This window comes from Nitrospira sp. (assembly GCA_030653545.1).
In the GTDB taxonomy this organism is placed as follows: domain Bacteria; phylum Nitrospirota; class Nitrospiria; order Nitrospirales; family Nitrospiraceae; genus Nitrospira_D.
The window spans coordinates 103125-129259 of sequence record JAURZE010000033.1; the positions used below are offsets into that span (position 1 = coordinate 103125).

Consider the following 26135-nt stretch of genomic DNA (forward strand, 5'->3'; position numbering starts at 1 on the left):
CATGCGCGGCATCGGGATTGCTCACTGACCACAGCAGGAGAGCGACCATGAACCAGACGGCCCCAACCCATTCCATCACCCACCATCAAGGAGGCTTCCATGTCTGAATTTAAATCAGGGTTCTTTGTCGGAGGAGATGCCTGCAACGGACGAGTCCTAGTCGTGGACGACGAGCCAGACATCCGCAAAGTCGTAAAGATGACGTTGCAGAAAGCGGGCTATGACGTGCTGGAGGCCGAGAACGGCGAGAAAGCCATTGAGACTATCAATAGCGGAGAAAACCGGCTGCTGCTCGACGTAATGGTGTGCGATATCCGTATGCCAAAGGTCAACGGGATCGAAGCGATTGCGTACTTCCGGCAAAATTACCCCCGCGTGCCCCTGATCGTCCTGACCGGATTCCCCGACACCGACATGGCTACGTCGTTACTCAGGCAAGGCGTGGTCGACTATCTGGTGAAACCCGTTGAAGGAGAAAAGCTGAAAGCCTCCGTCGCCCGTGCCATGGAGCAGCGTGAACTGGCGCCCTTATGAACTCGTCAGCGCCGCAGGTATCTACGCAGGATCCGGAGGGGAGGGCCGGTGTACGGTCCTCCCCGGCCTCGCGAGACAAGGATGCTCTCAACCCTATGACGACCACCCACCCCACAGACGTGACACCCACCAAAGTCGCCATTCTGGGAGCAGGCCGGGGCGGTACCGCGCTCCTCGATCTGCTCCACCAAATTCCGGCCATCGAGATCATCGGCATCACCGATTGTAACCCCGGAGCACCCGGCCTGCAGCGGGCCCGTGAACTGCGCGTGCCGGTGGTACCCCACATCACCGAGCTCATCCAGAACCATGGCGTGCAACTGATTCTTGATGTGACCGGCGACCCCGCCTTAGGAGCAACGCTCCGCAGTGACGCCCGGCCTGATGCAGACGTGCTGAGTGGCTCCGCCTCCCGTATTCTCTGGGAACTCGTTCAACATGAATCGGCCTTGCAGGCGGAATTGCTGCATGCGGAAAAGCTGGCCGGCATCGGCTCCTTTGCCGCCGGCATCGCCCACGATATCAACAACCCGTTGCAATTGATTCTGGGGCTCGCGGAAAACCTGGCCGAAGAAACGGATCTCGAAATCATCCACACACAGGCGGCGGACATTATCGCGGCCGTCAAGCGTACCACAGCCATCTGCCGCGACCTCACGGCCTACGGCCGACGCTCCGCCTCTCACAACCATAGTTTGATCCCTCTCAACAACAAACTCGATGAGGCGCTGAGGATCGCCCGCTATGCCGTCGGCTTCCACGACATCGATATCGTCAAACAGTATGCCTCCGACGCGGCAGCCACCGGACATCCCGACGAACTGCTCCATGTCTTCGTCAACCTCATCACTAACGCCATTCAGGCCATGGAGCGCGGCGGCACGTTAACACTTCGAACGACGATTGAGCAGGACCACGTGGCGATTCAGGTCGCCGATACAGGCTGCGGCATTCCCCCGGAGCTCTTCAACGAGATCTTCGAACCATTTTTCACCACCAAACCTCCCGGAAAAGGTACCGGCCTGGGCCTGTATAATATCAAGCATGTGATTCACCAGATGCACGGCACCATTGCCGTGACCAGCGACGTCGGCATCGGCAGCACCTTTACTATCACCTTGCCACGAACAGCACAGACGTGACCCCCATGACGACACCAAGGCCGGCACGCCCGCCACACGCACCGCGCGAGACCCGATGGGGGCTGAAAGCCAAACTGATCCTCTCGATGCTCTTCGTCGGTATCGTCCCGCTCGTCATCGGACTGGGCATGGCCTTCTGGCAGGGGTCGCAAGAAATCCGCGACGTCAACGGCGAAAGTTTTAAGGCGCTCGCAACCGAGGCCGCTCGCAAACTCGACCTCGTCACCGCTGAAGAAGTGGCCCGTACCTCCCGCATCGCGAATGACCCCGCAATCATTCAGGAGCTGGAACGACGCCGGGACGGCACCTCGGCATTGCCCCCTGGATTGGGAAACCTCTCCGACGCCGAGCAGGCCGCACATTGGGCAGCACGCGACCCGGCCATGGTCAAGGCCGTCACTGAGAATCTGATGGCCGGGCTTTTGCGTGAGTATTACTCCGGCGCCCACAGCGAACCTGATCACCTCCTGCCGCAAGTCATGCGCTCGGCCACGAAGATACTGTTCCTGACCGATAGCCATGGCACCCTTGTCGCCGCGATGAAGGCCAAACCGGACTACCGCCATGCCGACACTCTCTGGTGGAAGGGTGCCTTCAATAACGGAGCGGGGAAACTGTTTATCGAGGATGTCCACTTTCATACCCAGGCCGATACGTATGCGTTCACCATTTCCATCCCTGTCATGGACAGCCTCCACTACGAAGTTGTCGGCGTGCTGCATCGCGTAATCGATGCCAAAGAGTTTTTCTCCCCCTCCACCCATCCCATCCGGTTCGGGAAAACCGGGCATGTGATGCTGATCGATAGCCGGGGCATCGTGATGAGCTGCCCGATCCTCCCAACCGGCGTCTCACTATCCGACCAGAGCCTGATTCCCCTCATCACCCCGCTCCAGCCAGGCTGGACCCAGGCAGCGAGCGACGGACACGGAGGCAAGACGACGTCGATCATCGGCTTCGCGCCCCTGCCTGAGACCAGCCGCGCGACGAACGGATCGCTGAGCGGCGGCTCCTGGCATACCTTTGTCTGGCAATCGTCCGATGAACTGTTTGCACCGATCCAACATCTCTTTACCTGGATGACCGTCTTTGGCGGCGTCGCCGTCGTGCTCCTCGCGGTGCTGGGCTACGTCGCCGCCAGCCGCATCGTCACGCCGGTCCGTGCGCTGCAACAGGCCGCCCAGGCAATTGGACGCGGTGAACTCCAAACCGCCATCGACATTCGCACCGGCGACGAACTGGAGGATCTGGCCGACGAATTCACCCGCATGAACGCTCAACTGGAAGCCGCATTTGCCGGCTTGACCGACCAAGTGACCTTGAAAACGCAAGAAGTGGATTACCTCCGGCAGTCCACCGATCAGATCCTGGATGCGGTCCCGACGCCCATCGTCCTGGTCGATGCCGGTGAATCCGTCCACTACGTGAATCAGGCCGCTCGTGAGGCCTTCCACCTCGCGCCCGACGCGACGCCGCCGCTGTCACTGTTCACCGTACTTCCGCTCGACGCCGCCAGCCAAACCAAACTACGCCAAGAATTTTCCGGGGACGCATCCGGAGCGCCGGATGCAGCCGCACCGGTTCGAAACAAAGCCCCGCGGGATCCCCTGGCTCAAGCCGACGGCAACGAGGGGGGCCGTGACCGGGCGGAGCTCCGGATTGGCTCACGGACGTATCATTATCTGTGGTTCCGCCTGCCCAGCCGCCCGGGAGAAGAACCGCACAGCGGGCTTGTGCTCCGCGACATCACCGATGACAGCCGCATGCAAGACCAACTCATTCAAGCCGAGAAATCCGGCAGCCTCGGCGTACTGACCGCCGGCATCGGACATGAATTGAATAATCCATTGTTCGGGATCCTGGGCCTGGGAGAAGCCATTCAGGATGAAACCGATCTCACCCGCGCCCGATCGCACGCCCGCGATATCGTCACCCAAGGGCGCCGGATGGCCGCCATCATCCGGGACTTCACCGGCATCACCGCTCGGGACACCTCAGCCCAGCGCATTCCGGTGTGCGTGGAATCCACGATCGAGCACGCGCTCGCCGCCATGCAGACCGCCGCCGACCTGACTCAGATAGCCATCCAAAAGACCTTCGCCGGAGAGACCATGGTCATGGCCATCCCCGACCAACTCCAGCAAGCCATAATGAATCTCTTGATGAATGCCGTTCAGGCGATGAAGGGCGTCGGCGCCTTGACCATCGTCACCACGCAGACGGATCAACTGGTCACAGCCAGGATCACGGACAGCGGCCCTGGGATTGCCCCGCAATACCTCGCAAGAATCTTCGACCCGTTCTTTACGACCAAAGGACAAGGGGAAGGTTCGGGATTGGGCCTGACCGTCGCCCGGCGCATCATCAGGAAATTCGGCGGAGAGTTGCGGATCGAGAGCCGCGTGGGAGAGGGCACGACCTGTCTCGTCACACTGCCGAGGATCCGCAATCAGCCACCTGAGGAGGGCACATGCATCGCTTCGTCACCACGCTCGGAACCACAGCCGTCACGCTCCTAGTCGCGGGGCTCTTGCTCGCGCCCATTCCGCCGCTGGCGAAAGAACCGCCGATCCTGCCGGGCATCTCGCCGGAAAAGGTCGCAGACTATGTGCATGCCATCATCCAGGCCGACCGAACTATTTACACCACGCTCGTAGTGACCCGGATGCAGGAAAAGCACATCGTCAAGGCCACCGAACATTGGGAACAAGACAACGCCCTGCCGCTCCCCGCCCAGTTCCTGCAACACTCCGGAAAGATGGTTGCCGAAAGCGGACGGGGCATCCGTTATCGCCTCATCGGCCTTTCCCCGATTTATCAACGGAACGCCCCGGCGACGGATTTCGAACGGAATGCCCTTGTCGCGTTGACCGCACAACCGGATCGCCCCGTCACCGGCATTGTGTCGAGCGGAAAGAAACCATTCTTTCAAGCCATCTATCCGGACCGCGCGGTCTCCGCGGCCTGCGTGTCATGCCACAACAACCACCCGCTGAGCCCCAAGCGGGACTTCAAAGCGAACGACGTCATGGGAGCCATCGCCATCACGATTCCGTTGGACTAACTGCCGGAGCGGGAGATGAACCGACGCGAGGGTGCGGACGTCAGGAGGATGGAGGGGCGCTCTGTGCCACAGCGGCATCGGGAACGAAATACTCTTCCCGATAAATCTGGATCGCCGTCATGAAGAGGCTAATGATGATCGGACCGACAAACAATCCCAGCAATCCGTATAGTCCGAGACCGCCGAGCACGGAGAGCACCAGCAGCAGCACCGGAATCTGGACATCCTGCCCAATGAGCCACGGCCGGAGAAACTGATCGACCATCGAGACCACGCCGACGCCCCAGGCCAACATGCCCAGCGCTTTTCCCATGGCACCGATGGCGAAGAAATACACCACCACCGGCCCCCAGACCAAGGCCGTGCCGCCGAAAGGAATCGGCGCCAGCACGATCGTCAGCGCCGTCAACACCATCGGGAACGGCACACTCAACACGAGATACGCCAACCCGGCCAGCACGCCCTGCACCAGCGCGGTGACCAGCATGCCCTTCACGACCGCCCGGACCGTTTGATCGAGCCGCGTGAGAATTTTCTGTTTATGCGACTCGTCCATGGGGACGAGCTCGTACAGCGAGTCCATCCAGCGTTCGCCGTCTTTGAACAGGAAAAAGAGCACCATCAGCATGATGAAAAAGTTGCTGACGAGGACCACGGCATTCTTCAGGAGATCCCCCATCTGACTCACCAAAAACTGGCTCAGCCATTTGGCTCCCGACACCACGGCGTCCTCCATCGGCACCAGCTGCCCATTGCCGCCCGCCACCAACGAACGCAGCCAGCTGCCGATCACCGGTACCGCCGCCAGCCGCTCAGGTAACTGCTGAACGCCCCCGGCGACAATCCACTCATGGATAGTCTGCTCCACCGCCACCGCTTCCCGCACCAAGACCACACTCATCAAGACCACCGGAACCACCACCACCGTTAGCACCCCGACGGTCAAACAAGCGGCAAACAACGTATCGCGCCCGCTCATCAGCGCCGTCAATCGGCGATGCAATGGAAACACCCAATGGGCCAGCAACGCCGCCCACAGGGCCGGGAAGAGGAAGGGCTGTAAGATCAGTCCGATCTGATAGAGCAACAGCGCCAGAAGAGCGAAGAAGACGACCGTAAAAAGTTGTGGACGAGTCATAGGCAGTCGGAGAAGAAGCGCGTGATGGCCACGTTGATAGCAGATCCGTCAGACGTTGTCACGGAAGCGGTGAAGGCTCACAGTATGTGGCACGAGAGAGTGCAATACGGACAGGACGTTTTCAGCAGCCGATCAGAGGTCCGGCTTTTTCCCCAGAACCGCGACGGGGCGATTGCGATTGCCATTCATGTCCCGGACCGCACCCGGCAACCGCGGGACATCCTCCGGCCACGTCGTCACACCCATGTCACTGACACCCTGAAACTTCGCGCCTTCTTCCATCGAGAAGATCGGCGCATGGACTTCACCCATAATGATACCGGTCTTGAGCAATTGCACCCGATCGCTGGCGGTAATCGTCGCCTTGATGCGCCCGCTGCTGATCAATATACCGGCCGTAATCGTTCCCTTCACCACACCATCTTCTCCGACAATGACTTGGCCCTTGGTGTAGATATCCCCTTCCAGGCGACCGTCAATACGCACCGTGCCATCAACACGAATCTCGCCCTTGAGCTCCACCCCTTTGGCCAACAACGTGATATTCCCGTCGTCCATATACCCGCTCTTTTTCATAGTTGCTCCCTATTGGCGAACACTCGCCACTCAGGATACCCCAGGGGGGAAGAGGCACCTAGCAGTTTGTCAAAACAGGGCACATGAGAGCCGACCGGCCACTGGCCATCAACGAGCCACTAGGATAATCCGAGCCGGTGCTTCACTCGCTCCCACAGTCCTCCGCCATGAATCTCGCAATACACGCTCGGTTCCGTCCCTTCCAGAAACACCTCCGTCACCCGCTCAGGACACTGCGCCGTCGCCAACTGGCCCGTGCGCGGGTCGATCGCTCGTGAAATGATCCCGCTCGGGATGGGAAAATCGGGAGAATCGGCAGGAATGAGCCGGCGCGCCACGTCCACCCAGATCGGCAAGGCGGCCTGTGAGCCGGTCAGGCGAATCGCCCGTTCGTCGTCAAATCCAACCCAAACGCCGATCACCAACTCCGGTGTGTAGCCGACGAACCAGGCATCGCGATACCCGTCCGTGGTGCCGGTCTTCCCGGCAACCGGACCCCGCAATCCCCAGGCTCTCGCTTTCGATCCGGTTCCCCGATCCAGCACGCCCTTCAACAGTGACGTCGCCAGGTACGCCCCCTGCGCCGACACCGCCTGATGCCGGTCCACCATCGGGCTCCAGACTGTCTCTCCGGAGTCACGGACCAGATTGGTGAGGGCGACGGGCTTCACCACCACACCCGCATTCGCCAGGCCGCCATATGCCGCCGTGATTTCGAGAAGCGAGACCGAGGCGCTCCCGAGCGCGACCGAGAGATTGTCGGGCAACGCTCCCTGAAGGCCGAATCCCCGCAACAGCCGGTTGATCGATCCGATCCCCAATCGATGCGCCGTGCGCACCGCCGGCACATTCAGCGACTGTTCGAGCGCCGCCCGCACCGTGACCTGTCCATGAAACTGGCGGTCGTAGTTCTGCGGCGACCAGGGTCCGGTCCCGGACTCGAAACTCACCGGCTCATCGGCCAACATCGTCGCCGGGGTGATCCCTGTACTCCCCTCAGCGCGAGCCGCCTCAAACGCCGCAAGATACACAAAGGGTTTGAACAAGGACCCTGCCTGCCGGTGCGCCTGCGCCGCCCGATTGAATTGACTTGTACGATACTCGCGCCCCCCGACCATCGCGCGGAGATGGCCGGTTCGCGCTTCGAGCACTACGAGAGCGCCCTGCAGCGGCGTCTCGCCCTCGCGCAACGCCGGGTACTGCTGCTCCAGCTTGGCCAGCCCTTTGTGCAGAGCATCAGTCGCGAGTTGCTGCATGTACGGATCGAGCGTCGAATAGATCCGGGCGCCTTCGGGAATGCCCATCCCGGTTCCCGCCTCCACCTGCCGCAGCAGATAGTCGACAAAATACGGGGCGTCCGCCACGACATCCTCTGGCAATGACACCTGGACCGGCCGATTCACCGCCTCCTTCCACGCGTCTTCGGTCAGCACCCCCTCATCGCGCAACCGGCGGAGCACCACATTCCGGCGATGGGTCGCATGCTCCAGATTTTTTGTCGGAGAGTAGGTGTTCGGCCCCTTGATCATTCCGCCGATCAGCGCCACTTCCTCGATCGAGAGGGCATCCAGGGGTTTCCCGAAATATCGATGCGCCGCTTCGCCGACGCCATAGATCGACACCGAGCCGGCTTGCCCGAGATAGATCTCATTGAGATAACTTTCGAGGATCTCTTCCTTGCGGTACTTCCATTCCATGACAAACGCCGCCACCACCTCGCGCAGCTTTCGTCCCAGGGTCCGTTGCGGTGAATAAAACAGATTCTTGGCCAGCTGCTGGGTAATCGTGCTCCCGCCCTGCACCACACCGCCGCGCGTCACATTCGCCCACAGCGCCCGGCCGATGGCAACGGGATCGACACCATAGTGGGAAAAGAACCGCCGGTCTTCCACCGCCAAAACCGTCTTGATGACCAAGGCAGGAATCTGATTGTAGGGCACCCACTCCCGCACCTGCCGCGACCCGCCACGCATGCCGCTCAGCAAGGGCGCTTCCAAAGCCACAAACGGAAGCGACTCCCGCTCCTGCATGGACATCACATTCGTGATCACGCCGTCTTTCAGTTCCACATGCACACGCCGGGGGGGCTGATGGCTCTCCTCCTGCGCATGCAGGTACAGATCGATGACATCCTGCGACGCCAGATAGTCGCCGGGCCCCTGCACGTCCGAGACAGCGCGATAACCCAGCCGATGCAACCGGTCGAACACCCCGGTCTCGACCACCGGCTCTCCCGGCTTCAGCAAATGCGGCGCACCAAAGATCAAGAGGGGTGGATGTTCATCGCTCTTGGGGAGGGCAATGGATGCAGCCAACAGGGCTCCGTAGCCCGCCACGGCCACCATCGCCGCACAGACCAAAGCCACCATTCCACCCATCAGCCATTTCAGTACGCGACCGACTCTCGGCATGCCCCATCCCTTTCCACACCCAGCATACCCGAGGCCCATCGGAGAAGCGATCACGGTATCACGGCATAGACTTCAGCCCCCTGGGCGCGTTTTAGACCGACCTATCCCCGCTCCAGCGGCCAATCGTAGAATCTGTCGCCGTAGCGCCCCCCCCTTCCGAGGTAACCCTTCCTGGTCTTACGCTTTCCAGCAATCCCGGTATCCTCTTAATCAAGACAGACGTGCTTCACCCCCAACCGAGGAGACCGACCATGAGCTGTTCACGTTGCTGCGGACTGATGGTGAAAGATAATTTGATGGATTTTGACGGCACGTCCGGTCATATGTGGATGAGTGCCATGCGCTGTATGAACTGCGGGCATGTCCATGACCCAGTCATGGAGCAGAATCGTCGTAGCATACAAGCCTCGCGACCAACCCCGGTGCTGGTCGCAGTCGGAGACGAGGCCGACTATCACGATGACGAGGTGCATCTGGGAATCGAATCGATCGTGGCCCAAGCGGCCTGATCTCAGACAGGGCACCAGCTAGAAACTTGAGGAGCGGCCGTGGCATCCATTCTAGTCATCGACGACGATGAGGCATTGCGGCTCCTGCTGCGGGAGATGCTGGAGGCCGACGGCCACGCGGTCCGTGAAGCCGCCAACGGACGTGAAGGGCTGGCCCTCTACCGGGCACAGCCGGCCGATCTGGTCATTACCGATATTTTGATGCCGGAGCAGGACGGGATGGAAGTGATTCTGGAACTCACCAGGGAATTTCTCGACGCCCGCGTCATCGCCATGACCGGCGCGTCGGGGGAGCAAAACTTCCTCAGCGTCGCCAAGCTCTTCGGGGCCCGCCATATTCTGGAGAAGCCCTTTGGGGCCGATCAAATTCGCCGCCTGGTGGACTACACGCTGGCTCACTAACTTTATCTTTGCCCGCTTCGCTCTACACCTAGTAAGAGACACCCTTCCCTTGATAGACTGGATACCGATGAGCTTGTCTGCCAGGTAGAATCCTCTCCAGACGACGACACCTGACATCTTTACCAATCCGGATACAGATCGACGATCTATGCCACCTATTATGCTCCTGAGTTGTGAGTCCATCAGCAAGAGCTATGGCGTGAAGCCCCTCTTTTCCGACCTGTCCATCGGCCTGGCCGAGGGGGATCGCGTCGGACTCATCGGTCCGAACGGGTCCGGGAAGTCTACCCTGCTGAAGATTCTCGCCGGCATCGAGGACCCTGACGACGGCACCCGCTCACTGCGCCGCCACGTCCGCCTGAGTTATGTCCCGCAGGAATCCACCTTTCCTCCCGACCTCACCGTGGAAGAAGTCTTAGCGCAAACCCTGCGCGAGGAAGGACTGGACCCGCACCAAGAGAGCGGCCGCATCGCCCGCGCCTTGAGCCTGGGAGAATTCCCTGACTCCGACCAGCACGTGCGAACCCTCTCCGGCGGATGGAAGAAGCGCCTGGCGATTGCCCGGTCCCTCTTGATGGAGCCGGACGTGCTGATGATGGACGAACCGACGAACCATTTGGACGTCGAGGGCATTCTCTGGCTCGAACGCCTGTTGAAATCCGAAACCCGCGCCTACCTGGTAATCAGCCACGACCGGCGCTTCCTCGAATCCGTGGCGGAACGGATGATCGAACTCAATCGAATTTATCCGCAGGGCGTCTTCGAAGCCACCGGACACTACAGCGATTTCCTGGAAGCGCGCGAGGCCAATCTCGCCGCCCAGGCGAATGAACATGCCACCCTCGCCAATAAAGTACGGCGCGAAGTCGAATGGCTTCGCCGAGGGCCGAAGGCGCGCACGACCAAAGCCAAAGCCCGTATCGACGCAGCCGGAGCCCTGATTAGCGACCTAGCGGACCGCGACGGCCGCCGTGAACTGGCCCCGGCCGGAATCGACTTCACCGCCTCCGGGCGCAAATCCAAACAATTGATCGTCGCCCAGCAGTTAGGCAAGAAGCTGGGATCCCGGCAGATCGTCAAGGATCTCGAACTCATCCTTGGGCCCGGTCAACGGCTCGGCTTGCTCGGCCCGAACGGCAGCGGGAAATCCACGCTGATGAAACTGCTGGCGGGCACGTTGAAGCCCGATACCGGCACGGTCACCCGCGCCGACAAGCTTCGGATCGTCACCTTCGAGCAGCATCGCGAGTCACTGGACCAGCACGTATCCCTCCGCCGATCCCTCGCGCCCGCCGGCGGCGATTCCGTCATCTATCAGGATCGTTCGATCCATCTCGTCTCCTGGGCCAAGCGGTTTCTCTTTCGGCCCGAACAGCTCGACCTGCCCGTGTCACGGCTCTCCGGCGGCGAACAGGCCCGGCTCTTGATCGCGCGGCTCATGTTGCAGCCGGCCGATGTGCTCATGCTGGACGAACCGACGAATGATCTGGATATCCCGACGCTCGATGTGTTGGAAGAAAATCTTCTGGAGTTTCCTGGCGCGCTGATCCTCGTGACCCATGACCGGTGGTTGCTCGATCGCGTCTCCACCATGATGCTGGCGCTGGATGGAACAGGCAACGCCGAATGGTTCGCCGACTTTGCCCAATGGGAAGCGGCCCAGGAGCGAGGGACCTCCGGCTCTCCAGGCCCCGTGCCCACTCGCGCCGCGAACAACAACGGCCCCAAGCCGAAACAGACCCGCAAAGGGCTCTCGCATGCGGAACAAAAAGAATGGGACAAGATCGAAGGCTTGATCGTCAAAGCGGAAGCCGCCGTGACCGCTTGCCAAGCCGCCACGGAAGATCCTGCTGTCACATCCGATGCCACGATGTTGCAAGCCCGGTACACCGCGTTGGCCGAAGCCCAGACCAATGTCGAGCGCCTCTATGCCCGCTGGACGGAACTGGAAGAGAAGCGCACGCAGGCAATGCAGCCGTCTTAGGACGGTCCTGCCGCTTGTTGCTCTGTCGTAACCGGCAGCACTTGAGGCGCCAGCGATCCTACGGCCATTCCGATTGCGGCCGCCAGCAGCCCGACCAACTGCGGCGGCCACACGGCATCGGCTGAACTGAACCCTTCGAACCCCAACCAGCTCACAAGCCCTCCCGCAATGGCGACGATCGCGCCCTGCGTTGTGGCCTTCGACCAATAGAGTCCGGCCAGCAACGGGATGAACGCGACCACGAGCGTGACCTTGTACGTGCTCACCACCAGTTTATAGATGCTGGCGTCCGACCAGAGCGCAATGGCCAACACCGCCGCGGCAAAGGCGATCAACACCGTCCGCATCATCCGCAACAACTCCGCATCGTTCAATCGAGCCATCATCGGCTTGAAGACGTTTTCACTGAGCGCCACGGACGGCGCCAGCAGCGTCGCGCTGGAACAGCTCATCACCGCCGACAAGACGGCTCCAAAGAACACGATCTGCGCCGCGATCGGCGTATGTTCCAGAATCAGCGTCGGCAAAACCAGCTGTGAGTCGGTTTCCAGCAAGGCCAGAAAGCGCGCCGGATCGACAAGCGTGGCGGCATAGGCCAGAAACATCGGGATAAAGCAGAACGCGAAGTACAACGTCCCGCCCAGAAGAGACCCGCGCACCGCCGTTGCTTCATCCTTCGCCGACGTGATCCGCTGAAACACATCCTGCTGCGGGATCGACCCGAACATCATCGTCACCCACGCACCAAGAAACGGAATCCAGGCATTGAGGCTGGCTGGTGGAAAGAAATCCAGCTTCCCGGCGGCGGCCGCATGCGCAACAACCGTCCCGACTCCTCCCGCCAGTCCGCTGACGATCGAACCGATATACAGCAGGCCGCCCATGATGACGGTGATTTGCACAAAGTCCAGAATGGCGACTGAGAACATGCCGCCGAAGGTCGTGTAGGTCAGGACGATCAAGGCCCCGGCGATCATGCCCAGAGACTGGCTGATCCCCCCTGCCGTGACCACGTTCAACACCAGGCCCAGCACCTTGAACTGCGCCGCCACCCAACCAAGATAAGACGCCACGACCGCCAGCGTGCATAAGACTTCGACCGTGCGGCTATAGCGAAGACGGTAGAAGTCTCCGACGGTCAGGAGATTCATCCGGTAAAATCGCGGCGCAAAAAACAATCCGGCGAGAATGAGACAGAGGCTGGATCCAAAGGGATCGGCCACAACACCCCGAAGGCCTTCCTTCACAAAGGTCGCGGAAATGCCGAGCACGGCCTCGGCGCCGAACCAGGTGGCGAAGACCGTCGCGGTCACCACCGGCAGCGGCAGGCTCCGACCGGCTACCGCAAAATCCTTCGTATTCTGCACACGCGTGGCCGCGTAGAGACCGATCCCGACGGAACACAGCAGATAGAGCGCGACAAATCCGACCAACATGCGCGCAGGATAAAATCATCGCCGGCGGCAATCAATCGTTATTTGCGGCGTGGTCGGGAGAATCTCTCCGAGGAAGATGTGAAACTCTTCGCTACAAGGGCAAGCCCGAGGTCAACCGGCACCCCACTAAAAATAGATCGCCTTGAGGCCCGATTTGCATCGGTCGCGTCCACCGCACGTCATATACCATTGTGGAGCGCCACCAGCCCAGTTTTGCACTATGGACCTCAATCCGCTGATTTGGCCGCAGAGCTTGTCCCATCAGCAGCAACATCCCGTGCGCGCTGCGGTTCAGCGTAAACACCTGGCCCTGTTGAACTCCTGCCGCACCAGATTCACCTGGTGCGACGATTTCATATGAGCAGGAGTGACAATCCTCAATCCTGGGTTCCTCCCGACGATTGATCACCGGTGCCAGGCCTCCCTGCTCATTGACCAGTTTTCTTGAAGGGGCACGATTTTGCATAATCCGATCTTCTCTCCTTATGCCTGATGGGACACATTCATAGTGAGGAGAGCAAGGGCCGTACCGACGAGGCGTTATCCAAACATTCTGCAGCACTTCCTTGATTTTCTTGTTCCTCGAAAAGATCCTCCTCATTGATCCCTACCAAACTCGAAGGGAAAGAAGGACAGTAGACGCTGGGGATAACTACGTATCCCATTCAGACTGTAGAGATAATGCCGCTGTAGCCATTCCCCTACAGTCGTACGATCGCCTCAACTGAGAACGGCCATAAACTCTCCGTCTCCTGTCGGACGTGACGGAAGACTTCCCCCGCTCACTCAGCCTATGAGACAATCCCGCCACATTCATTCACTCCGACCTTCCATTCGCACCACAAGGAGCGCACGCATCATCATGAGCCTTCATCTCTTCGCCGTCAGACGCCTTCGAATAGCGCTTACTCTCCTCTTCTTTGGATCGATCATTGCCGTAAGCGTTCCGGACATAACTCAGGCACGCAAGGAGTTGCTGACGGCCGAAGAAAAGGACCTCCTGCATCGGGCCGAACAGATCCATCTGGAGACCTTAGCCCTGAGCAGCCATGGTCCCCTTGATGCCGGCGGCATCACGAAGGCGGTTGCAACGCGGTTCGAACGATTGGGGTACCGCATCGTCACCGATGGCAGTCAGCCTCATGAAGTGACCGTCAAGGTCAAGTGCGAGGAACTCAAAACCTGGGAAGGGACAGGCCGCTCCGGTGGCGACGCCGACATGGTCGACGCCGCCGTACGACTCTGGAAAGGACCCGCTTGCCAGCTCACCTATCGCTTCGGCACCCGCTCAGGCGACTGGCGGCACGAAGTCCGGACACCGTTCAGCAACCCCCAAGAGGCGGCGAAGAACGCTGAGCAAGCCGATGCCGGCGTCTATGCCATCATGAAGCTGATTGAGCAATTACAGATGGATCATTTCCCCTTCTTGCTCGCTGCCGAATGGGGACAGTCTTCGCGATTAGTGCAAGCTCTCGACGCACCCGGCACGACGCTGCCACAGAAACAGATAGTGATCGGGTTGTTAGGCGACATGCTGGCGGTCGATGCCATTCCCCGACTGACCGCAGCACTGAAAGACTCCGATCAGACTGTGGTTCAAGCGGCCGCAACCGCGCTGGGAACCATCGGCCATGAAGATGGTATTCCTGCGCTGCTTGGACTCTTCAACACGGGCACGCCCGACCAACATCGCGCCGCTGCCACTGGCCTGGGCCGCCTCGCACCGTTACATCCCGGCAGCGCCATTGTTCCCACCTTCATCGCCGCGCTGCCCGGAGAGCCCATCACAAATCAAATCATCCTGGTCAGAGCCTTGGGCAAGACAACCGACCGGCAGGTCCTCGGACCGCTGAAGACATTGCATCGGTCGATATTGAAGCAGGCGCGCTCCGACAGCAGTCCGGAGACAAAGGAGCTGCTGGCCACCCTCGGGATTGCCCTCGACGGCTTCGACGGCGTGCATACGGAAGAGTAGCGCTGAGGTTAGCGTTCGTCCTGCTCGATCGCTTCGAAGAGGCTGTTGACGGGAGAGAGAACCGACTTCGGATAGAAGAACCACTTCACAACATGTCGAATGAGATAGCCGGGATGCCCCTTGGCCCCCAACAGTGTCGCGCGGCGATTCCACTCGGCAATGCGCTCCGGGCGTGCCTCAGGAAGCGAGAGAAACCATTTCGACAACGCCTCGTTATCCCCTGACCGGCGAACCGCCACGAGAAACTGGGGGGCCGTCAGGCCGAAGTGACGGAGAAACGCGCCATCAATGCCAGGCCGGCTGCCGAAGGCGACTCGAGAGGTCAATGGAAGCTGCTGACCGAGAAACCGCCTGGCTTTCTCGGCGAACCGCGGCAACCAGACACAGCCGGCCAGTTGGTCTTGAGGACGAGGGAGTGGCATCTTATGTAGACCTAGGAACTGTTGGCTTTTTTGATATTGCGAAACAGGCAACCAGATGATCGTTCACCATCCCGATCGCCTGCATATAGGCGTAGATGATCGTGCTCCCGACAAACCGGAAGCCGCGCTTCTTCAGGTCTTTCGACAAGGTATCGCTCACCGCATTCGTGGCGGGCACATCCTTCATCCGTTTCCACCGATTGACGATCGGCTCACCCCCAACGAATGACCAGACATAGGCATCGAACGAACCGAATTCTTTCTGCACCGCGAGAAAGGCCTGCGCGTTCGTCACCGCCGACTCGATCTTGAGGCGATTGCGGATAATGTCGGGATTTTTCATCAGCGACGCTTTCATACGCAACGTGAAACAGGCCACTTTCTTCGGATCGAATCCCGCAAACGCCTTACGATACCCGGCACGCTTTTTCAGGACCGTGTCCCACGTCAGCCCCGCTTGCGCCCCTTCCAACAGCAGCATCTCAAAATGCTTCCTATCGCGATGAACCGGCCTACCCCACTCCTGATCGTGATAACGAACCATGTGCGGCTTCTCGCCGGCCCAGCTGCAACGGATCTTGTTGTTCATCTCGACGCTCCCTCTCCTCAGAGTCCGGTCACTTGCTTCGTCCGGTATTCGCGCCTGCGACCTTGATCGACCACTTCGGTTTCATTCGTCCGAAATCCGTGCGGGCATGGCGGCGCAACGTCTGTTTGGAATCAAATACCACCGGGCCTTGAGGACTCCGCCAGAATACCACCCAATGCCAATAGGCCGTTCCCCGTTCGCGATGCCACTTGATCGCGAGCAGCGCAACAGCCGGCAACGATGTCCAGGAAACAAACGGCACCTCTCTGCTTGCCGCGCGAATGCGAAAGTGCTTCATGAGATGGCGCACCGGCTGCGTCTCGGACCAGAGCCGTGGATCGTCAGCAACGATTCCCAACCGGTTTGCCGCTTGCTTGGCTTGCGCGTAGCTCACTCCCGCCAAGGTCGCCACGCTGGCGATACCGCAACCGGTCCGTTCACGTTGCACCACCGGCTTCACTGCAACTCCAGTTTCAGTTTCCGTCCGCCGGAGATGCTGAACCCCTCGCGCTGATAGAACGCCAGCGTCCGGTCGAACTCCGGCAAGGGTGGAGTCGTGACTTCCAGCCGCCGCCATCCGCGTGCCTGCCCGAGCAGCCTGGCCTGTTGCAGCAATGCGGCCCCTACTCCCTGTGAACGACACGTCGGCCGGACATAGAATTCGGGAATCGTCCCGTACGCACCCTCCGTGTAGAGCGCGTAACTCTGATACAGGGCGAGAAATCCGATCGGCACGTCGCCGTCACGGGCCAGCAGTACCGCATAACAGCCGTCTCGCAACCAGACCCTTGCTCGCGCTTCCGTGTCGGCCTGATGAAAGTTGAACACCTTATCGCTGACCGCCGCCATAATCTCGTGGAGCAGCTCCCCTACCAGCGTGGCGACGATAGCTGCATCTTCCGGCTGAGCCTGCGTAATCTGAATCGGCATCCGCTACCCCACGAACTCCTGAAAGAGGGCATACCCTTCAGGCCAATCGCCGATCCCGCTGTCGGCATTAATGTGTCCGACCTCGCCGACATCGACAAACCGGCTGCCCCAGGCAGTCGCACAAGCACGGGCATGGCCGATGGACCCGAACGAATCATTCGTACTCGCCACGACCAGCGCGGGAAAGGGCAGACGGTGCATCGGCACCGGCATAAACCCTTTGGCTGTAGCAGGGAAACTGGGGCAGGCCGGTTCGGGAATCGCAACGAGGAGCGCGCCCTTGACCGGCGCCCGTGACGGCCCGGCCCAATGAGCCACAAGCAAACAGGCCAGACTATGGGCGACCAAGATGGGAGGAGCCGCGCAGCGCTGCACCGCCATATCGAGCGTACGCACCCACTCCCGGCAATCCGGCGCATCCCATTGGCCCAGATCGACCCGCCGCCATGCCGGATGGCGCTCTTCCCACAAGGTCTGCCAATGCCCAGGGCCGGAATTGCCGAACCCCGGCAAGACTAACACAGGAATCTCCATCACCCCACACTCACTCGGCCTGCTTCTGGCCGGTGACGGCAACCGTTGCATAGTAGACGGCCCGGCTCTGCGGATCTTCGGCACATTCACCGTAGTGCTGAAGATCCGCCTCGCTCACGACGCCCGTCGCCAGATACTTCTCCCGCAACTGTTGGGCGGACATTGCCATCATCTTCGCCAAACCCGAGCCGCCGGCAGACACCGGCGCATCGTTCTCCATAGCCAGCTGGGAAAGTCCCCGTGCTTGCAAGAGAGGCAACAGCGTGAGTCCCAGCGCGTAATCCATCCCGCGGCTTTCGTACATGCGATGAATCGACTGATTGATGTGCCGCATCGCCGCGAGTTGCGCAGCCGTTCCGACAATGCCCCGCGAGGCAGAGAAATCCGGCTCTTCCAGCACAATCCATCCGCCCGGCTTCAGCGCGGCCAGCATCCGGGACAGGGCGATCTCATAGTCCGGCAGATGAATGAGCACATAGCGCGCATGCACGAGATCGAATGATCCCTGGGGCAACGAGGCGGTACGAATATCCCCTTGCTGAACCTCAATATGCGCCGGACGTTGCGCCGTCAAAAATTTGGTCGAGAGATCGAGCGCGACGACATGCCCCGAAGGCCCGACTCTCTCACCCATCCACTGCATCAATGAGCCGGCGCCCGGTCCCACTTCCAGGCAACGCCACCCGGTCGCAAGACCGGTCGCATACAGGCGGCGGCAACTGGCCGGATCGAACTCCCGTTCAATCGCCTGCAACCGCGTGAGTTCCAGTTGATCTTCGGCCGACGTAAAGACGTAGTCAGGTTGGCTCATATCCGGGTACCCCTACGATGTACTACTCCAGCTTCTTGAAGCAGTCCGCCCCCGCCACCGCCCGCAAGCGGCGACAGGTCATCACCCGGGTCGAACCCGGCACGTCGTTCTTGATGACCACGACGTAGGACTCACCCCCGGTGCATTCCACATCCCAGAAGACATTTCCCTTGGCGTCCTCACCTTGGAAGAACGTGCGCGCGACAGTGCGACAGCTATGGCCGCCGCTTTCGACGAACACCGCCAGGGCTTCGCTCCGCTCTACCTCAGACATCGCCGCAAGCCGATCCTGCGCCGGATTGGCCCAGAGAGGCAGGGGCCCCGCCTCCCACGCCAGCGCGAGCAACGCCGCAAACACACGGCCACCCCGCCGCCTAAACGTCAGCCCCATGGCTAGTTTCCCCTCCAGAAGGACTTCCCACAGACCACACAGATTTCAGCGCTCGTATCGGAGCCGAGATAGAATTCTTTCTCCCGGACATCGTGCGGGCAGGGCGGATGCTCTTTCCTCGCCCAGGCCTCTCGCAACGCTTCGGCATCGTCCGCTTCCATCAATCGCCTCACGCCTTACACACTATTAAGGCCGCGCTTCACTGCCCCCTAGCAGACACTCTATGACGGTGTTCGCATCGCCGATGGGATCGGCCGTAAAGGGAGACCGGTGCTTCTGGGTGACGGTCGTCGTCAATCGTTCGGCCGCCTGCCGGACAGATAGTGGAAACGCGAGGTCTTGTTGGATTCTGCGCAGGTGAGCCATGGCATCCCCTGACCATGATAGAGACGCCTGCTGTCCCAGCCACGCTTCGTCGGCTAACGCGACCGCCCGCCGCGCGCACACTCTTGCTTTGCCGGCGTTGCCGGAATTCCAGGCAGCGACGGCTCCGACAAGTTCTCGTGTGATGGAGATCGGCCACGCCATAGAACATACCCGGTGAAGGCAGCAGAGAGAAGGGGGAGCCGTCGCCGGCTCTCGACCGGTCTCGGCCACCACCTCGCTGCGCTACCCCATATCGCGGAGCGTATGGTCAGGGTTGCGATCGCGGGCGATGGTCTTCATGACTTGGTCGCCGAAGAGCACCACCACACGCCCGCGTTGATCCTTCACCACCATGGACGCCGACGGCGCTTTGAAGGTCGCGGGATCTCCGCCCAACCAGGCACTGCATGAAAACGGAAGCGCATCCAGGATCGTTTCCACGCGATACTCGTGGCGCAGCCGGTATTGCAGCACGTCGAACTGCAGCCGGCCCACCGCCGCGACCAGCGAGTCCAGGTCGTTGAGGCTCCGCATGATCTGGACCGTGCCTTCTTGCGCCATCTGCTCCATCCCCTTGTCGAAGGCTTTTCGCTTGCCGACATCGGTCGGACGAAGCCGCGCGAAGATTTCCGGCTGGAACTGCGGCAGCGGTTTGAAGTTGAATCCGCCCGTCACCGAAATCGTGTCGCCGATGGCGAAGAGCCCGGGATTGATGATGCCGATGATGTCGCCTGGATAGGCCTCCTCCACCGTGCTCCGTTCCTGCGCGACCAGACTGTGCGGGCGCGAAAGGCGCACCTCTCGATTCAGTCGATGATGGGTCACCATCATGTCCCGTTCGAATCGCCCCGAACAGACCCGGAGGAACGCGGTGCTGTCCCGATGCTTGGGATTCATGTTCGCCTGCAGCTTGAACACATAGGCGCTGAAGGGAGTCTCGACCGGATCGATGGTGCATTCGCTGCCATCCTCACGGTCGGCCAGCCGGGCGCTGGGACAGGGCGCAAGCGTCACGAAGGCGTCGAGGAAACTTTCGATCCCGAAGTTCGTGAGCGCGGACGCAAAAAACACCGGCGTCACGTCGCCGTTCAGAAACTGCTCGCGCGAAAACGGATTGCCGGCGATCTCGAGCAACTCCAGGTCGTGCTGCACCGGCTCCATAACGTCCGGAGGAACACGGCCGCTGCGTTCGAGGTCGGCTAAGAGCATATTCGCCACATCGACCTTCGTCGCGCCGCCATGCGCCGTCTTGCTGAACAGCTGGACGCGATGATCGGCCCGCGTCACGATCCCGACGAAATCGCTGCCGGAGCCGATCGGCCAGTTGACCGGACTTGCGTGAATATTAAGAGCCTGTTCCACTTCGGTCATCAGATCGAGCGGCGGACGTCCCGGCAAGTCCATTTTATTGATCAGCGTCAGGACGGGAATCCGCCGCAAGCGGCAGACGTCAAACAGCTTGCGCGTCTGCGTCTCTACCCCTTTGGCCGCATCGATAACCATGATCGCGCTGTCGGCCGCCGTCAGCGTTCGATAGGTGTCTTCGGAAAAGTCCTGGTGGCCCGGCGTATCGAGCAAATTGATGATCGCATCCTTATACGGGAACTGCATGGCCGAGGCGGTGATGGAAATACCGCGCTCCTGCTCCATGCCCATCCAATCGGAAGCGGCGGTCTTGCCACCCTTGCGGCCGCGGACCATGCCCGCCGTCCGAATGAGCCCGGAATAGAGCAGCAGCTTTTCCGTGAGCGTCGTCTTGCCCGCGTCCGGATGGCTGATGATTGCAAAGGTCCTGCGGCGCGCCGTTGCCGCGGCCAATTCTCCCTGACGTGTCTGGTCGATAGCCATAATGGGTGCGCAGCATATCACACCGCTACCGACGGCCAACAGTCATCGACCAGGAGAAATCGACCGCCTCGCCGCTCGCGACGGCCACGCCAACCCTGTATGATGCCGCCCATGGCCGCATCTTCGCTTCGCATCGCGTTTCTGCATCTGGCGCCGATTCCCGGCGATCTCGCCGGCAATCGACGGCTGATCGACACCGCCATCATGCAGGCAGCACAGGCGGGGGCCAACTGGATCCTGACCCCTGAACTCGCGGTCTGTGGGTATAGTTTTGTGGATCGGATCGGTACCGACTGGATCGCGCCCCAGCCGGATGAGTGGATGACGCAGATGGGCCGCCTCGCATCGCGACTGCGGATCACGTTGTTCCTCGCTGTGCCGGAACAGGACCTTCGCACGAAGCAGTTGCACAATTCGCTGTTCGTGATCACCCCGGACGGCAGGCTCTCCGGCACTCACCGAAAGATCAACTCGCTGCGCGTGGGATCGGAAGCCTGGTCGACGCCAGGCACAGAGGCGATCCCGATTCCAGCCGCCCCGCTCGACAAAGTCGGGCTGCTCATTTGCGCCGATGCGTATTCTCCAGGCATCGCCGACAGCTTGCGCCGACAGGGCGCGCGGATGCTGGTATCCGCCGCCGCCTGGGCACCCGGCTTTCATGGCCCCAACGGCGAATGGGAGCGCTGCACGCGCGACACGGGGCTGCCGCTGTTCGTCTGCAACCGGACCGGGCCGGACCTCACCATGGATTTCACGAAAGCCGAGAGTGTCGTGGTGCAGGACGGAACGCGACGGCTTTCCATGAGCGCGGTACGCTCAACGATCTTTCTGATCGAATGGGACCTGCTCGGGCAGGACCTGGCAGCGCCGTCGTATCAACGCATCGAGCTGTAAGCGATCGATCCGTCTCTCTTTACCGGAAGAGGGGCCGCCCATCCAACCGATACAAATCGCGGCTCCTCACTGCGGCACACGGCGCTCGCCGATACCCGCGCGCAACGCTTCGACATCGAGTTCATGTTCGAGCCGATGCAACACCTCGTCGCTGATCGTCCCGTCGTTCCGCAATTGAATCAATGCCAGCCGTTCGGCGGTCAACGTGTCGTGCCGCAACTGCCTGAATCGTTCACCGGCCTCGGACGAACAGTCCGCATCGATGGGACCGGATCCGGCAAACCGCTGAAGCTGGCGGCTGTAATGAACCCTTAAACGCTCGATCTGCTCTATCCACAGGCCGTCTCCCGCCGCTAATCCGTCCAACCGTCCCAATGCGGCGAAAGCCGCCTGCTCACGTGCGAGCATTTCTTCCCGCTCAAGGCCGCGATCCTCCTTAAGCTGTAACGCACGGATGATCGGCGTGAGCGAAAGTCCCTGCAACACGAGCGTCGCAAGAATTACGGCGAAGCTGATCAGGATGATCTCCGCGCGAAACGGGAACGGCATTCCCGCCGCCGTCGTCACCGGCAAGGCCAGCGCGGCCGCCAGCGTGACAATCCCGCGCATCCCGGTCCAGGCTGTGACGAAAATATGCGGCCAAGGCGGCATCGGATCCCGAGCCCGCAACGTCGCGCTGATCAGGCGTGGCAACGCCGCCGCCGCCGGGACCCAGGCGAGACGCACGACAATCGCCGTCAGACTGACCGCCGCGCCGGCCATCAAAACTGTGCCGAACCGGTCGACCGGGATGGCGGTACGCAAGGCTCCGAGTTGGAGCCCGATCAATATGAAAATGAACCCATTCAACACGAAGATCAGCAGGTCCCACACCGCCCGCGCCTGCAGGCGCGTCACAGGAGCGACCGCCGCGCTGAAATGCTGCCGCACGTGCAGCCCTCCGGCCACACAGGCCAGCACCGCCGAGGCGTGCGTCACTTCGCCCAACACCCACGCCACATAGGGAGCGAGCAACGTGATGGCGATCTCCGAGAAACTGTCGGTCGTCGCGCGGAGCGCCCAACGCGACACCATCCCGACGGCGACCCCGATCGCCACGCCCCCGACTGCAGCCAGGACAAATTGCAGGAGCGTGTCGCCCAGCACGAAACTCCCGCCGACCGCGGCCCCGACAGCCGCGCGATAGAGCACCAGTGCCGTCGCGTCGTTCACCAGGCTTTCACCTTCTAAAATCGTCACCACGCGACGGGGAATGCGCAGACGCTTCCCGATGGCGGTAGCCGACACCGCATCCGGCGGGGAAACGATGGCGCCTAAGGCAATGGCTTCCGCCCATCCGAGGCCCGGCAGCACCGCGCGGGCGACCGCCGCAACCGCCGCGGTCGTGGCCAACACCAGGCCCACCGCCAGCCATGAAATCGGACGGAGGTTCTCCTTAAACTCCCGCCAGGAGGTAAAGTAGGCCGCCGCCCAGAGGATGGGCGGAAGGAACACAAGGAAGACCAGATCAGGACTGAGCGTGACCGTGGGAATCCCCGGGATCAAGCCGAGGATCAATCCACCGATGACCAATAAGATGGGATAGGGAACGACGAGTTTCTGTGCGACGGTGGTCAACAACAGCACCACCGCCAGCAACAAGATGATTATCTCGAGCTGATGCAGACCGTCCATCGCAGGCCTTTCGCAATTTCCTGGAACGCAGGACCTGTGCGCAGGCTACTGAGGGAAGGCGGGAGAGTCAACTGAATCGGGCCGCCGCACCCCCGTCTTTCGGCCGGACGCGGGTGAGGGACCGTCAGCGGAACATCGAACAGCTAGAGCGATCACGCAACTGATTGAACTTGCGAGGAGAGAAACCGCTGGAGTCTGATGGCCGCGGTGGACGTCAGATGCATGAACTCAAGTCCAAATGTATTGTCCTTTGCCCATCGAACCGTCGCCCGCTCAACCGCCAACGGAGCCACCTGTTTCGGCAAGCGCAGCAGCACCGTGACCTGATCGCCCGGATTCATCGGAGCTTCGCTCGTAACTCGGGCGCCTTTGAGCGACACATCGTACACCACGCCGAGGCCGGCCCGTTTTTTCGCAAACCAGCGCGGCCGCGCCTTCTCCGCCAACGCACAGGAAAAGGGAACCGGAACGCGCATCCGCGTATGTTCACGGATATCAAGAAACAACTCATCGGGCATCGTGGCAGACTTCATCGGGCATCCTTTCGTTCAACTCACTGTGCCGACTGTACACAACTGCGATCGGTTCGAGAACGAAATTGTATGTTTGTGCAGATTTCTACTTACCCTTTTACTGGACACACCCAGGTTGTTCTTCCTGCGCTCCTCAGGCACGATACCGGGACTGGACATTCGCCAACACGTCAATGGGTTCGTGGCCATGCGTATACGAAGAAGCAGAGAAACGCTCCCCGCTTTTTATGTGATAGCCCATTGTCGATTTCTGGTTTGCAGAACGACTATCCAACAGAGGCAGGTATCCGGCCCTGCGACATGCCACCTGTAACCCATTGGAGCACACCATGAAATACCTCTGTCTGGTCTATGTCGAAGAGAAGATCCTCCATGCCTTGCCAAACCATGAGCGGGTCGCCCTCTCGGACGAATCGATGGCCTACTGCGACCGGTTACAGAAGGTCGGCCAGCTGCTGGCGGCCTCCCCGCTCCATCCGGTCGAAACCGCCACAACCGTGCGGGTCCGCGAGGGGAAGGCCACGACGACCGACGGGCCGTTTGCCGAAACGAAAGAACAGCTGGGCGGCTTTCTCATGCTCGATGTGCCGGATCTGAACGACGCGATCCGCATTGCCACGCATTTCCCCGCCGCCCGTTATGGCAGCGTGGAAGTCCGTCCGATGAAGGAACTCGGCTGCGCATAATCGGCCTCCGCCATGAGCGATGACGCAACCACACTGGTCCGCACAAAAGCCGAGGAGGTGTACCGGTCCGAGTCGCGCCGGGTCCTCGCGACGCTCATCCGGCTGCTTAAGGATTTCGATCTGGCCGAAGAAGCCCTCCACGAGGCCTTCGCGGCGGCCATGGAGCAATGGACGCGCGACGGCATTCCCGCCAACCCCCGCGCCTGGCTCGTCTCCACCGGCCGATTTAAAGCGATTGACGGTTTACGACGGCGCGCCCGTTACGATGCCTCGCTCAACGAGCTGGCCAAAGACATGGAAGACGCGACCGGTGAGGCGACCGAACGAGAGGAGGACGGCATTGAAGACGACCGGCTACGGTTGATCTTCACCTGCTGCCATCCGGCGCTCAAGCCCGAGGCCCAACTGGCGCTGACGTTGCGTGAAGTCTGCGGCCTCACGACCGAAGAGGTCGCCCGCGCCTTTCTCTCCTCCCCTACGACGTTGGCCCAGCGGATCGTCCGCGCCAAGGCGAAAATCCGCGACGCACGGATTCCCTACGAAGTGCCTCCGCCCACCGAACGGCCGGACCGGCTGGATTCGGTCCTGCAGGTCATCTATCTCGTCTTCAACGAGGGATATTCTGCCTCCTCCGGCGCCTCGCTCACGCGAGCCGACCTCTCGGGCGAGGCGATCCGCTTGGGCAGACTACTACTGGAACTGTTGCCGGAACCGGAAGTCATGGGCCTGCTCGCGCTGATGCTGCTGCACGAATCGCGACGCCAAGCACGTACATCTTCCGAGGGAGAGATTGTGCTTCTGGACCAGCAGGACCGGTCGCGCTGGGATCGAGCCCTGATTGCGGAAGGCATCGCACTCATTGAACGGGCGCTCACCTCGCGGCGGTTCGGCCCCTACACCCTGCAAGCGGCGATCGCCGCCGTCCATGCCGAAGCGTCGAGCGCAGCTGCAACCGATTGGGCTCAAATCGTCGCCCTCTATGACTTATTGATGCGCGCGGCCCCCTCTTCGATCATTGAGCTCAATCGTGCGGTGGCCCTGGCGATGCGGGACGGCCCCGCCGCAGGCCTCGCGCTGGTGGACACCATCCTGGCGCGTGGCGAGCTGGGGGACTACCATTTGATCCACGCCACCAGGGCCGATTTCTGCCGGCGCTTGGGGCAGGCAGCGGACGCCCGCACCTCCTACGAACGGGCCCTCGCCCTAACAAAATAGGAGCCAGAACGGCGGTTTCTTGAGAAACGGCTGGCCGAGCTGGATTAACCGGAGTGCCTCTTGTCGATTTC

28 protein-coding genes are annotated in these 26135 nt (G+C 61.0%); 11 read left to right on the top strand and 17 right to left on the bottom strand.

Going from position 1 to position 26135, the window contains the following annotated elements:
* Positions 1-99: 99 nt before the first annotated feature.
* From Q7U39_17315 to Q7U39_17330, 4 genes are all read left to right on the top strand, one after another.
* On the top strand, positions 100-534 hold the full coding sequence (locus Q7U39_17315) for a response regulator (protein MDO9119719.1): 435 nt from the start codon (positions 100-102) through the stop codon (positions 532-534).
* 95 nt (positions 535-629) lie between these two features.
* Positions 630-1676: an ATP-binding protein gene (locus tag Q7U39_17320; GenBank protein MDO9119720.1), complete on the top strand. Its 1047-nt coding sequence runs from the start codon at positions 630-632 to the stop codon at positions 1674-1676.
* A 5-nt stretch (positions 1677-1681) separates the two neighbouring features.
* Complete coding sequence (locus tag Q7U39_17325) at positions 1682-4195, top strand: ATP-binding protein (protein MDO9119721.1); 2514 nt, start codon at positions 1682-1684, stop codon at positions 4193-4195.
* Positions 4147-4740, top strand: coding sequence for a DUF3365 domain-containing protein (locus Q7U39_17330; GenBank protein ID MDO9119722.1), 594 nt, complete (start codon positions 4147-4149; stop codon positions 4738-4740). Before Q7U39_17325 ends, Q7U39_17330 begins: the two co-directional genes overlap by 49 nt.
* A gap of 40 nt (positions 4741-4780) precedes the next feature.
* On the opposite strand, the gene Q7U39_17335 is transcribed toward Q7U39_17330, so the two are convergent.
* The 3 genes from Q7U39_17335 to Q7U39_17345 all read right to left on the bottom strand — a co-directional run bounded on the left by Q7U39_17335 (position 4781) and on the right by Q7U39_17345 (position 8865).
* Positions 4781-5878 (bottom strand): AI-2E family transporter, encoded by a 1098-nt coding sequence (locus tag Q7U39_17335; GenBank protein MDO9119723.1) that lies wholly within the window; start codon positions 5876-5878, stop codon positions 4781-4783.
* A 132-nt stretch (positions 5879-6010) separates the two neighbouring features.
* Positions 6011-6454, bottom strand: a complete 444-nt coding sequence (locus tag Q7U39_17340; GenBank protein ID MDO9119724.1) for a polymer-forming cytoskeletal protein — start codon at positions 6452-6454, stop codon at positions 6011-6013.
* Between the two features lie 119 nt (positions 6455-6573).
* Positions 6574-8865, bottom strand: a complete 2292-nt coding sequence (locus Q7U39_17345) for a PBP1A family penicillin-binding protein (GenBank protein ID MDO9119725.1) — start codon at positions 8863-8865, stop codon at positions 6574-6576.
* Positions 8866-9116: 251 nt separating this feature from the next.
* Between Q7U39_17345 and Q7U39_17350 the strand changes: the two genes are divergently transcribed.
* The 3 genes from Q7U39_17350 (at position 9117) to Q7U39_17360 (ending at position 11760) form a co-directional block, all read left to right on the top strand.
* Positions 9117-9374 carry a hypothetical protein gene (locus Q7U39_17350; GenBank protein ID MDO9119726.1) on the top strand — a complete coding sequence of 86 codons (258 nt, stop codon included), beginning with the start codon at positions 9117-9119 and terminating at the stop codon, positions 9372-9374.
* Positions 9375-9413: 39 nt separating this feature from the next.
* Positions 9414-9776 carry a response regulator gene (locus Q7U39_17355; GenBank protein MDO9119727.1) on the top strand — a complete coding sequence of 121 codons (363 nt, stop codon included), beginning with the start codon at positions 9414-9416 and terminating at the stop codon, positions 9774-9776.
* 148 nt (positions 9777-9924) lie between these two features.
* Positions 9925-11760 carry an ABC-F family ATP-binding cassette domain-containing protein gene (locus tag Q7U39_17360; protein MDO9119728.1) on the top strand — a complete coding sequence of 612 codons (1836 nt, stop codon included), beginning with the start codon at positions 9925-9927 and terminating at the stop codon, positions 11758-11760.
* Here the strand turns inward: Q7U39_17360 and Q7U39_17365 are convergent.
* Both Q7U39_17365 and Q7U39_17370 read right to left on the bottom strand, forming a co-directional pair.
* Positions 11757-13196, bottom strand: a complete 1440-nt coding sequence (locus tag Q7U39_17365) for a sodium:solute symporter family protein (GenBank protein ID MDO9119729.1) — start codon at positions 13194-13196, stop codon at positions 11757-11759. The two genes, Q7U39_17360 and Q7U39_17365, sit on opposite strands and share 4 nt — an antisense overlap.
* A gap of 91 nt (positions 13197-13287) precedes the next feature.
* Positions 13288-13662, bottom strand: coding sequence for a hypothetical protein (locus tag Q7U39_17370; GenBank protein ID MDO9119730.1), 375 nt, complete (start codon positions 13660-13662; stop codon positions 13288-13290).
* Between the two features lie 396 nt (positions 13663-14058).
* On the opposite strand from Q7U39_17370, the gene Q7U39_17375 reads away from it, so the two are divergent.
* Positions 14059-15171: a HEAT repeat domain-containing protein gene (locus Q7U39_17375; GenBank protein MDO9119731.1), complete on the top strand. Its 1113-nt coding sequence runs from the start codon at positions 14059-14061 to the stop codon at positions 15169-15171.
* Between the two features lie 8 nt (positions 15172-15179).
* On the opposite strand, the gene Q7U39_17380 is transcribed toward Q7U39_17375, so the two are convergent.
* The 10 genes from Q7U39_17380 to Q7U39_17425 all read right to left on the bottom strand — a co-directional run bounded on the left by Q7U39_17380 (position 15180) and on the right by Q7U39_17425 (position 21062).
* Positions 15180-15593 (bottom strand): DUF5069 domain-containing protein, encoded by a 414-nt coding sequence (locus tag Q7U39_17380; GenBank protein ID MDO9119732.1) that lies wholly within the window; start codon positions 15591-15593, stop codon positions 15180-15182.
* A gap of 1 nt (position 15594) precedes the next feature.
* Positions 15595-16182: a DNA-3-methyladenine glycosylase I gene (locus Q7U39_17385; GenBank protein MDO9119733.1), complete on the bottom strand. Its 588-nt coding sequence runs from the start codon at positions 16180-16182 to the stop codon at positions 15595-15597.
* A gap of 28 nt (positions 16183-16210) precedes the next feature.
* Positions 16211-16642, bottom strand: a complete 432-nt coding sequence (locus Q7U39_17390; GenBank protein ID MDO9119734.1) for a hypothetical protein — start codon at positions 16640-16642, stop codon at positions 16211-16213.
* Positions 16639-17112 carry a GNAT family N-acetyltransferase gene (locus tag Q7U39_17395; GenBank protein ID MDO9119735.1) on the bottom strand — a complete coding sequence of 158 codons (474 nt, stop codon included), beginning with the start codon at positions 17110-17112 and terminating at the stop codon, positions 16639-16641. The genes Q7U39_17390 and Q7U39_17395 overlap by 4 nt, the downstream gene beginning before the upstream one ends.
* 3 nt (positions 17113-17115) lie before the next feature.
* The gene (locus Q7U39_17400) at positions 17116-17646 is read right to left on the bottom strand and encodes an alpha/beta hydrolase (protein ID MDO9119736.1); all 531 of its coding nucleotides are present in this window, start codon (positions 17644-17646) and stop codon (positions 17116-17118) included.
* A gap of 10 nt (positions 17647-17656) precedes the next feature.
* Positions 17657-18457, bottom strand: coding sequence for a class I SAM-dependent methyltransferase (locus tag Q7U39_17405; protein MDO9119737.1), 801 nt, complete (start codon positions 18455-18457; stop codon positions 17657-17659).
* Positions 18458-18479: 22 nt separating this feature from the next.
* A complete protein-coding gene (locus Q7U39_17410; GenBank protein ID MDO9119738.1) occupies positions 18480-18848 on the bottom strand; it encodes a hypothetical protein in 369 nt (122 codons plus the stop codon).
* Positions 18849-18850: 2 nt separating this feature from the next.
* A complete protein-coding gene (locus Q7U39_17415) occupies positions 18851-19009 on the bottom strand; it encodes a hypothetical protein (GenBank protein ID MDO9119739.1) in 159 nt (52 codons plus the stop codon).
* A 25-nt stretch (positions 19010-19034) separates the two neighbouring features.
* Entirely contained in the window at positions 19035-19376 is a 342-nt protein-coding gene (locus tag Q7U39_17420) for a hypothetical protein (protein ID MDO9119740.1), read from the bottom strand.
* Positions 19377-19457: 81 nt separating this feature from the next.
* Entirely contained in the window at positions 19458-21062 is a 1605-nt protein-coding gene (locus tag Q7U39_17425; protein ID MDO9119741.1) for a peptide chain release factor 3, read from the bottom strand.
* 111 nt (positions 21063-21173) lie between these two features.
* Here Q7U39_17425 and Q7U39_17430 point away from each other — a divergent pair, with 111 nt between their 5' ends.
* Positions 21174-21956, top strand: a complete 783-nt coding sequence (locus tag Q7U39_17430) for a carbon-nitrogen hydrolase family protein (protein MDO9119742.1) — start codon at positions 21174-21176, stop codon at positions 21954-21956.
* 66 nt (positions 21957-22022) lie between these two features.
* On the opposite strand, the gene Q7U39_17435 is transcribed toward Q7U39_17430, so the two are convergent.
* On the bottom strand, positions 22023-23630 hold the full coding sequence (locus Q7U39_17435) for a Na+/H+ antiporter (GenBank protein ID MDO9119743.1): 1608 nt from the start codon (positions 23628-23630) through the stop codon (positions 22023-22025).
* Positions 23631-23782: 152 nt separating this feature from the next.
* Positions 23783-24163, bottom strand: a complete 381-nt coding sequence (locus Q7U39_17440) for a PilZ domain-containing protein (protein MDO9119744.1) — start codon at positions 24161-24163, stop codon at positions 23783-23785.
* Positions 24164-24492: 329 nt separating this feature from the next.
* Here Q7U39_17440 and Q7U39_17445 point away from each other — a divergent pair, with 329 nt between their 5' ends.
* Together Q7U39_17445 and Q7U39_17450 are read left to right on the top strand one after the other, a co-directional pair.
* On the top strand, positions 24493-24849 hold the full coding sequence (locus tag Q7U39_17445) for a YciI family protein (GenBank protein MDO9119745.1): 357 nt from the start codon (positions 24493-24495) through the stop codon (positions 24847-24849).
* Between the two features lie 12 nt (positions 24850-24861).
* The gene (locus Q7U39_17450; protein MDO9119746.1) at positions 24862-26064 is read left to right on the top strand and encodes an RNA polymerase sigma factor; all 1203 of its coding nucleotides are present in this window, start codon (positions 24862-24864) and stop codon (positions 26062-26064) included.
* Positions 26065-26135 lie beyond the last annotated feature (71 nt).

Excerpts from the sequence above, each read along its gene's own strand:
- Q7U39_17315 (MDO9119719.1), top strand. The coding sequence starts at position 100 with ATGTCTGAATTTAAATCAGGGTTCTTTGTCGGAGGAGATGCCTGCAAC.
- Q7U39_17320 (MDO9119720.1), top strand. The coding sequence starts at position 630 with ATGACGACCACCCACCCCACAGACGTGACACCCACCAAAGTCGCCATT.
- Q7U39_17325 (MDO9119721.1), top strand. The coding sequence starts at position 1,682 with ATGACGACACCAAGGCCGGCACGCCCGCCACACGCACCGCGCGAGACC.
- Q7U39_17330 (MDO9119722.1), top strand. The coding sequence starts at position 4,147 with ATGCATCGCTTCGTCACCACGCTCGGAACCACAGCCGTCACGCTCCTA.
- Q7U39_17335 (MDO9119723.1), bottom strand. The coding sequence starts at position 5,878 with ATGACTCGTCCACAACTTTTTACGGTCGTCTTCTTCGCTCTTCTGGCG.
- Q7U39_17340 (MDO9119724.1), bottom strand. The coding sequence starts at position 6,454 with ATGAAAAAGAGCGGGTATATGGACGACGGGAATATCACGTTGTTGGCC.
- Q7U39_17345 (MDO9119725.1), bottom strand. The coding sequence starts at position 8,865 with ATGCCGAGAGTCGGTCGCGTACTGAAATGGCTGATGGGTGGAATGGTG.
- Q7U39_17350 (MDO9119726.1), top strand. The coding sequence starts at position 9,117 with ATGAGCTGTTCACGTTGCTGCGGACTGATGGTGAAAGATAATTTGATG.
- Q7U39_17360 (MDO9119728.1), top strand. The coding sequence starts at position 9,925 with ATGCCACCTATTATGCTCCTGAGTTGTGAGTCCATCAGCAAGAGCTAT.
- Q7U39_17365 (MDO9119729.1), bottom strand. The coding sequence starts at position 13,196 with ATGTTGGTCGGATTTGTCGCGCTCTATCTGCTGTGTTCCGTCGGGATC.
- Q7U39_17370 (MDO9119730.1), bottom strand. The coding sequence starts at position 13,662 with ATGCAAAATCGTGCCCCTTCAAGAAAACTGGTCAATGAGCAGGGAGGC.
- Q7U39_17375 (MDO9119731.1), top strand. The coding sequence starts at position 14,059 with ATGAGCCTTCATCTCTTCGCCGTCAGACGCCTTCGAATAGCGCTTACT.
- Q7U39_17380 (MDO9119732.1), bottom strand. The coding sequence starts at position 15,593 with ATGCCACTCCCTCGTCCTCAAGACCAACTGGCCGGCTGTGTCTGGTTG.
- Q7U39_17385 (MDO9119733.1), bottom strand. The coding sequence starts at position 16,182 with ATGAACAACAAGATCCGTTGCAGCTGGGCCGGCGAGAAGCCGCACATG.
- Q7U39_17395 (MDO9119735.1), bottom strand. The coding sequence starts at position 17,112 with ATGCCGATTCAGATTACGCAGGCTCAGCCGGAAGATGCAGCTATCGTC.
- Q7U39_17400 (MDO9119736.1), bottom strand. The coding sequence starts at position 17,646 with ATGGAGATTCCTGTGTTAGTCTTGCCGGGGTTCGGCAATTCCGGCCCT.
- Q7U39_17405 (MDO9119737.1), bottom strand. The coding sequence starts at position 18,457 with ATGAGCCAACCTGACTACGTCTTTACGTCGGCCGAAGATCAACTGGAA.
- Q7U39_17410 (MDO9119738.1), bottom strand. The coding sequence starts at position 18,848 with ATGGGGCTGACGTTTAGGCGGCGGGGTGGCCGTGTGTTTGCGGCGTTG.
- Q7U39_17415 (MDO9119739.1), bottom strand. The coding sequence starts at position 19,009 with ATGGAAGCGGACGATGCCGAAGCGTTGCGAGAGGCCTGGGCGAGGAAA.
- Q7U39_17420 (MDO9119740.1), bottom strand. The coding sequence starts at position 19,376 with ATGGCGTGGCCGATCTCCATCACACGAGAACTTGTCGGAGCCGTCGCT.
- Q7U39_17425 (MDO9119741.1), bottom strand. The coding sequence starts at position 21,062 with ATGGCTATCGACCAGACACGTCAGGGAGAATTGGCCGCGGCAACGGCG.
- Q7U39_17430 (MDO9119742.1), top strand. The coding sequence starts at position 21,174 with ATGGCCGCATCTTCGCTTCGCATCGCGTTTCTGCATCTGGCGCCGATT.
- Q7U39_17435 (MDO9119743.1), bottom strand. The coding sequence starts at position 23,630 with ATGGACGGTCTGCATCAGCTCGAGATAATCATCTTGTTGCTGGCGGTG.
- Q7U39_17440 (MDO9119744.1), bottom strand. The coding sequence starts at position 24,163 with ATGAAGTCTGCCACGATGCCCGATGAGTTGTTTCTTGATATCCGTGAA.
- Q7U39_17445 (MDO9119745.1), top strand. The coding sequence starts at position 24,493 with ATGAAATACCTCTGTCTGGTCTATGTCGAAGAGAAGATCCTCCATGCC.
- Q7U39_17450 (MDO9119746.1), top strand. The coding sequence starts at position 24,862 with ATGAGCGATGACGCAACCACACTGGTCCGCACAAAAGCCGAGGAGGTG.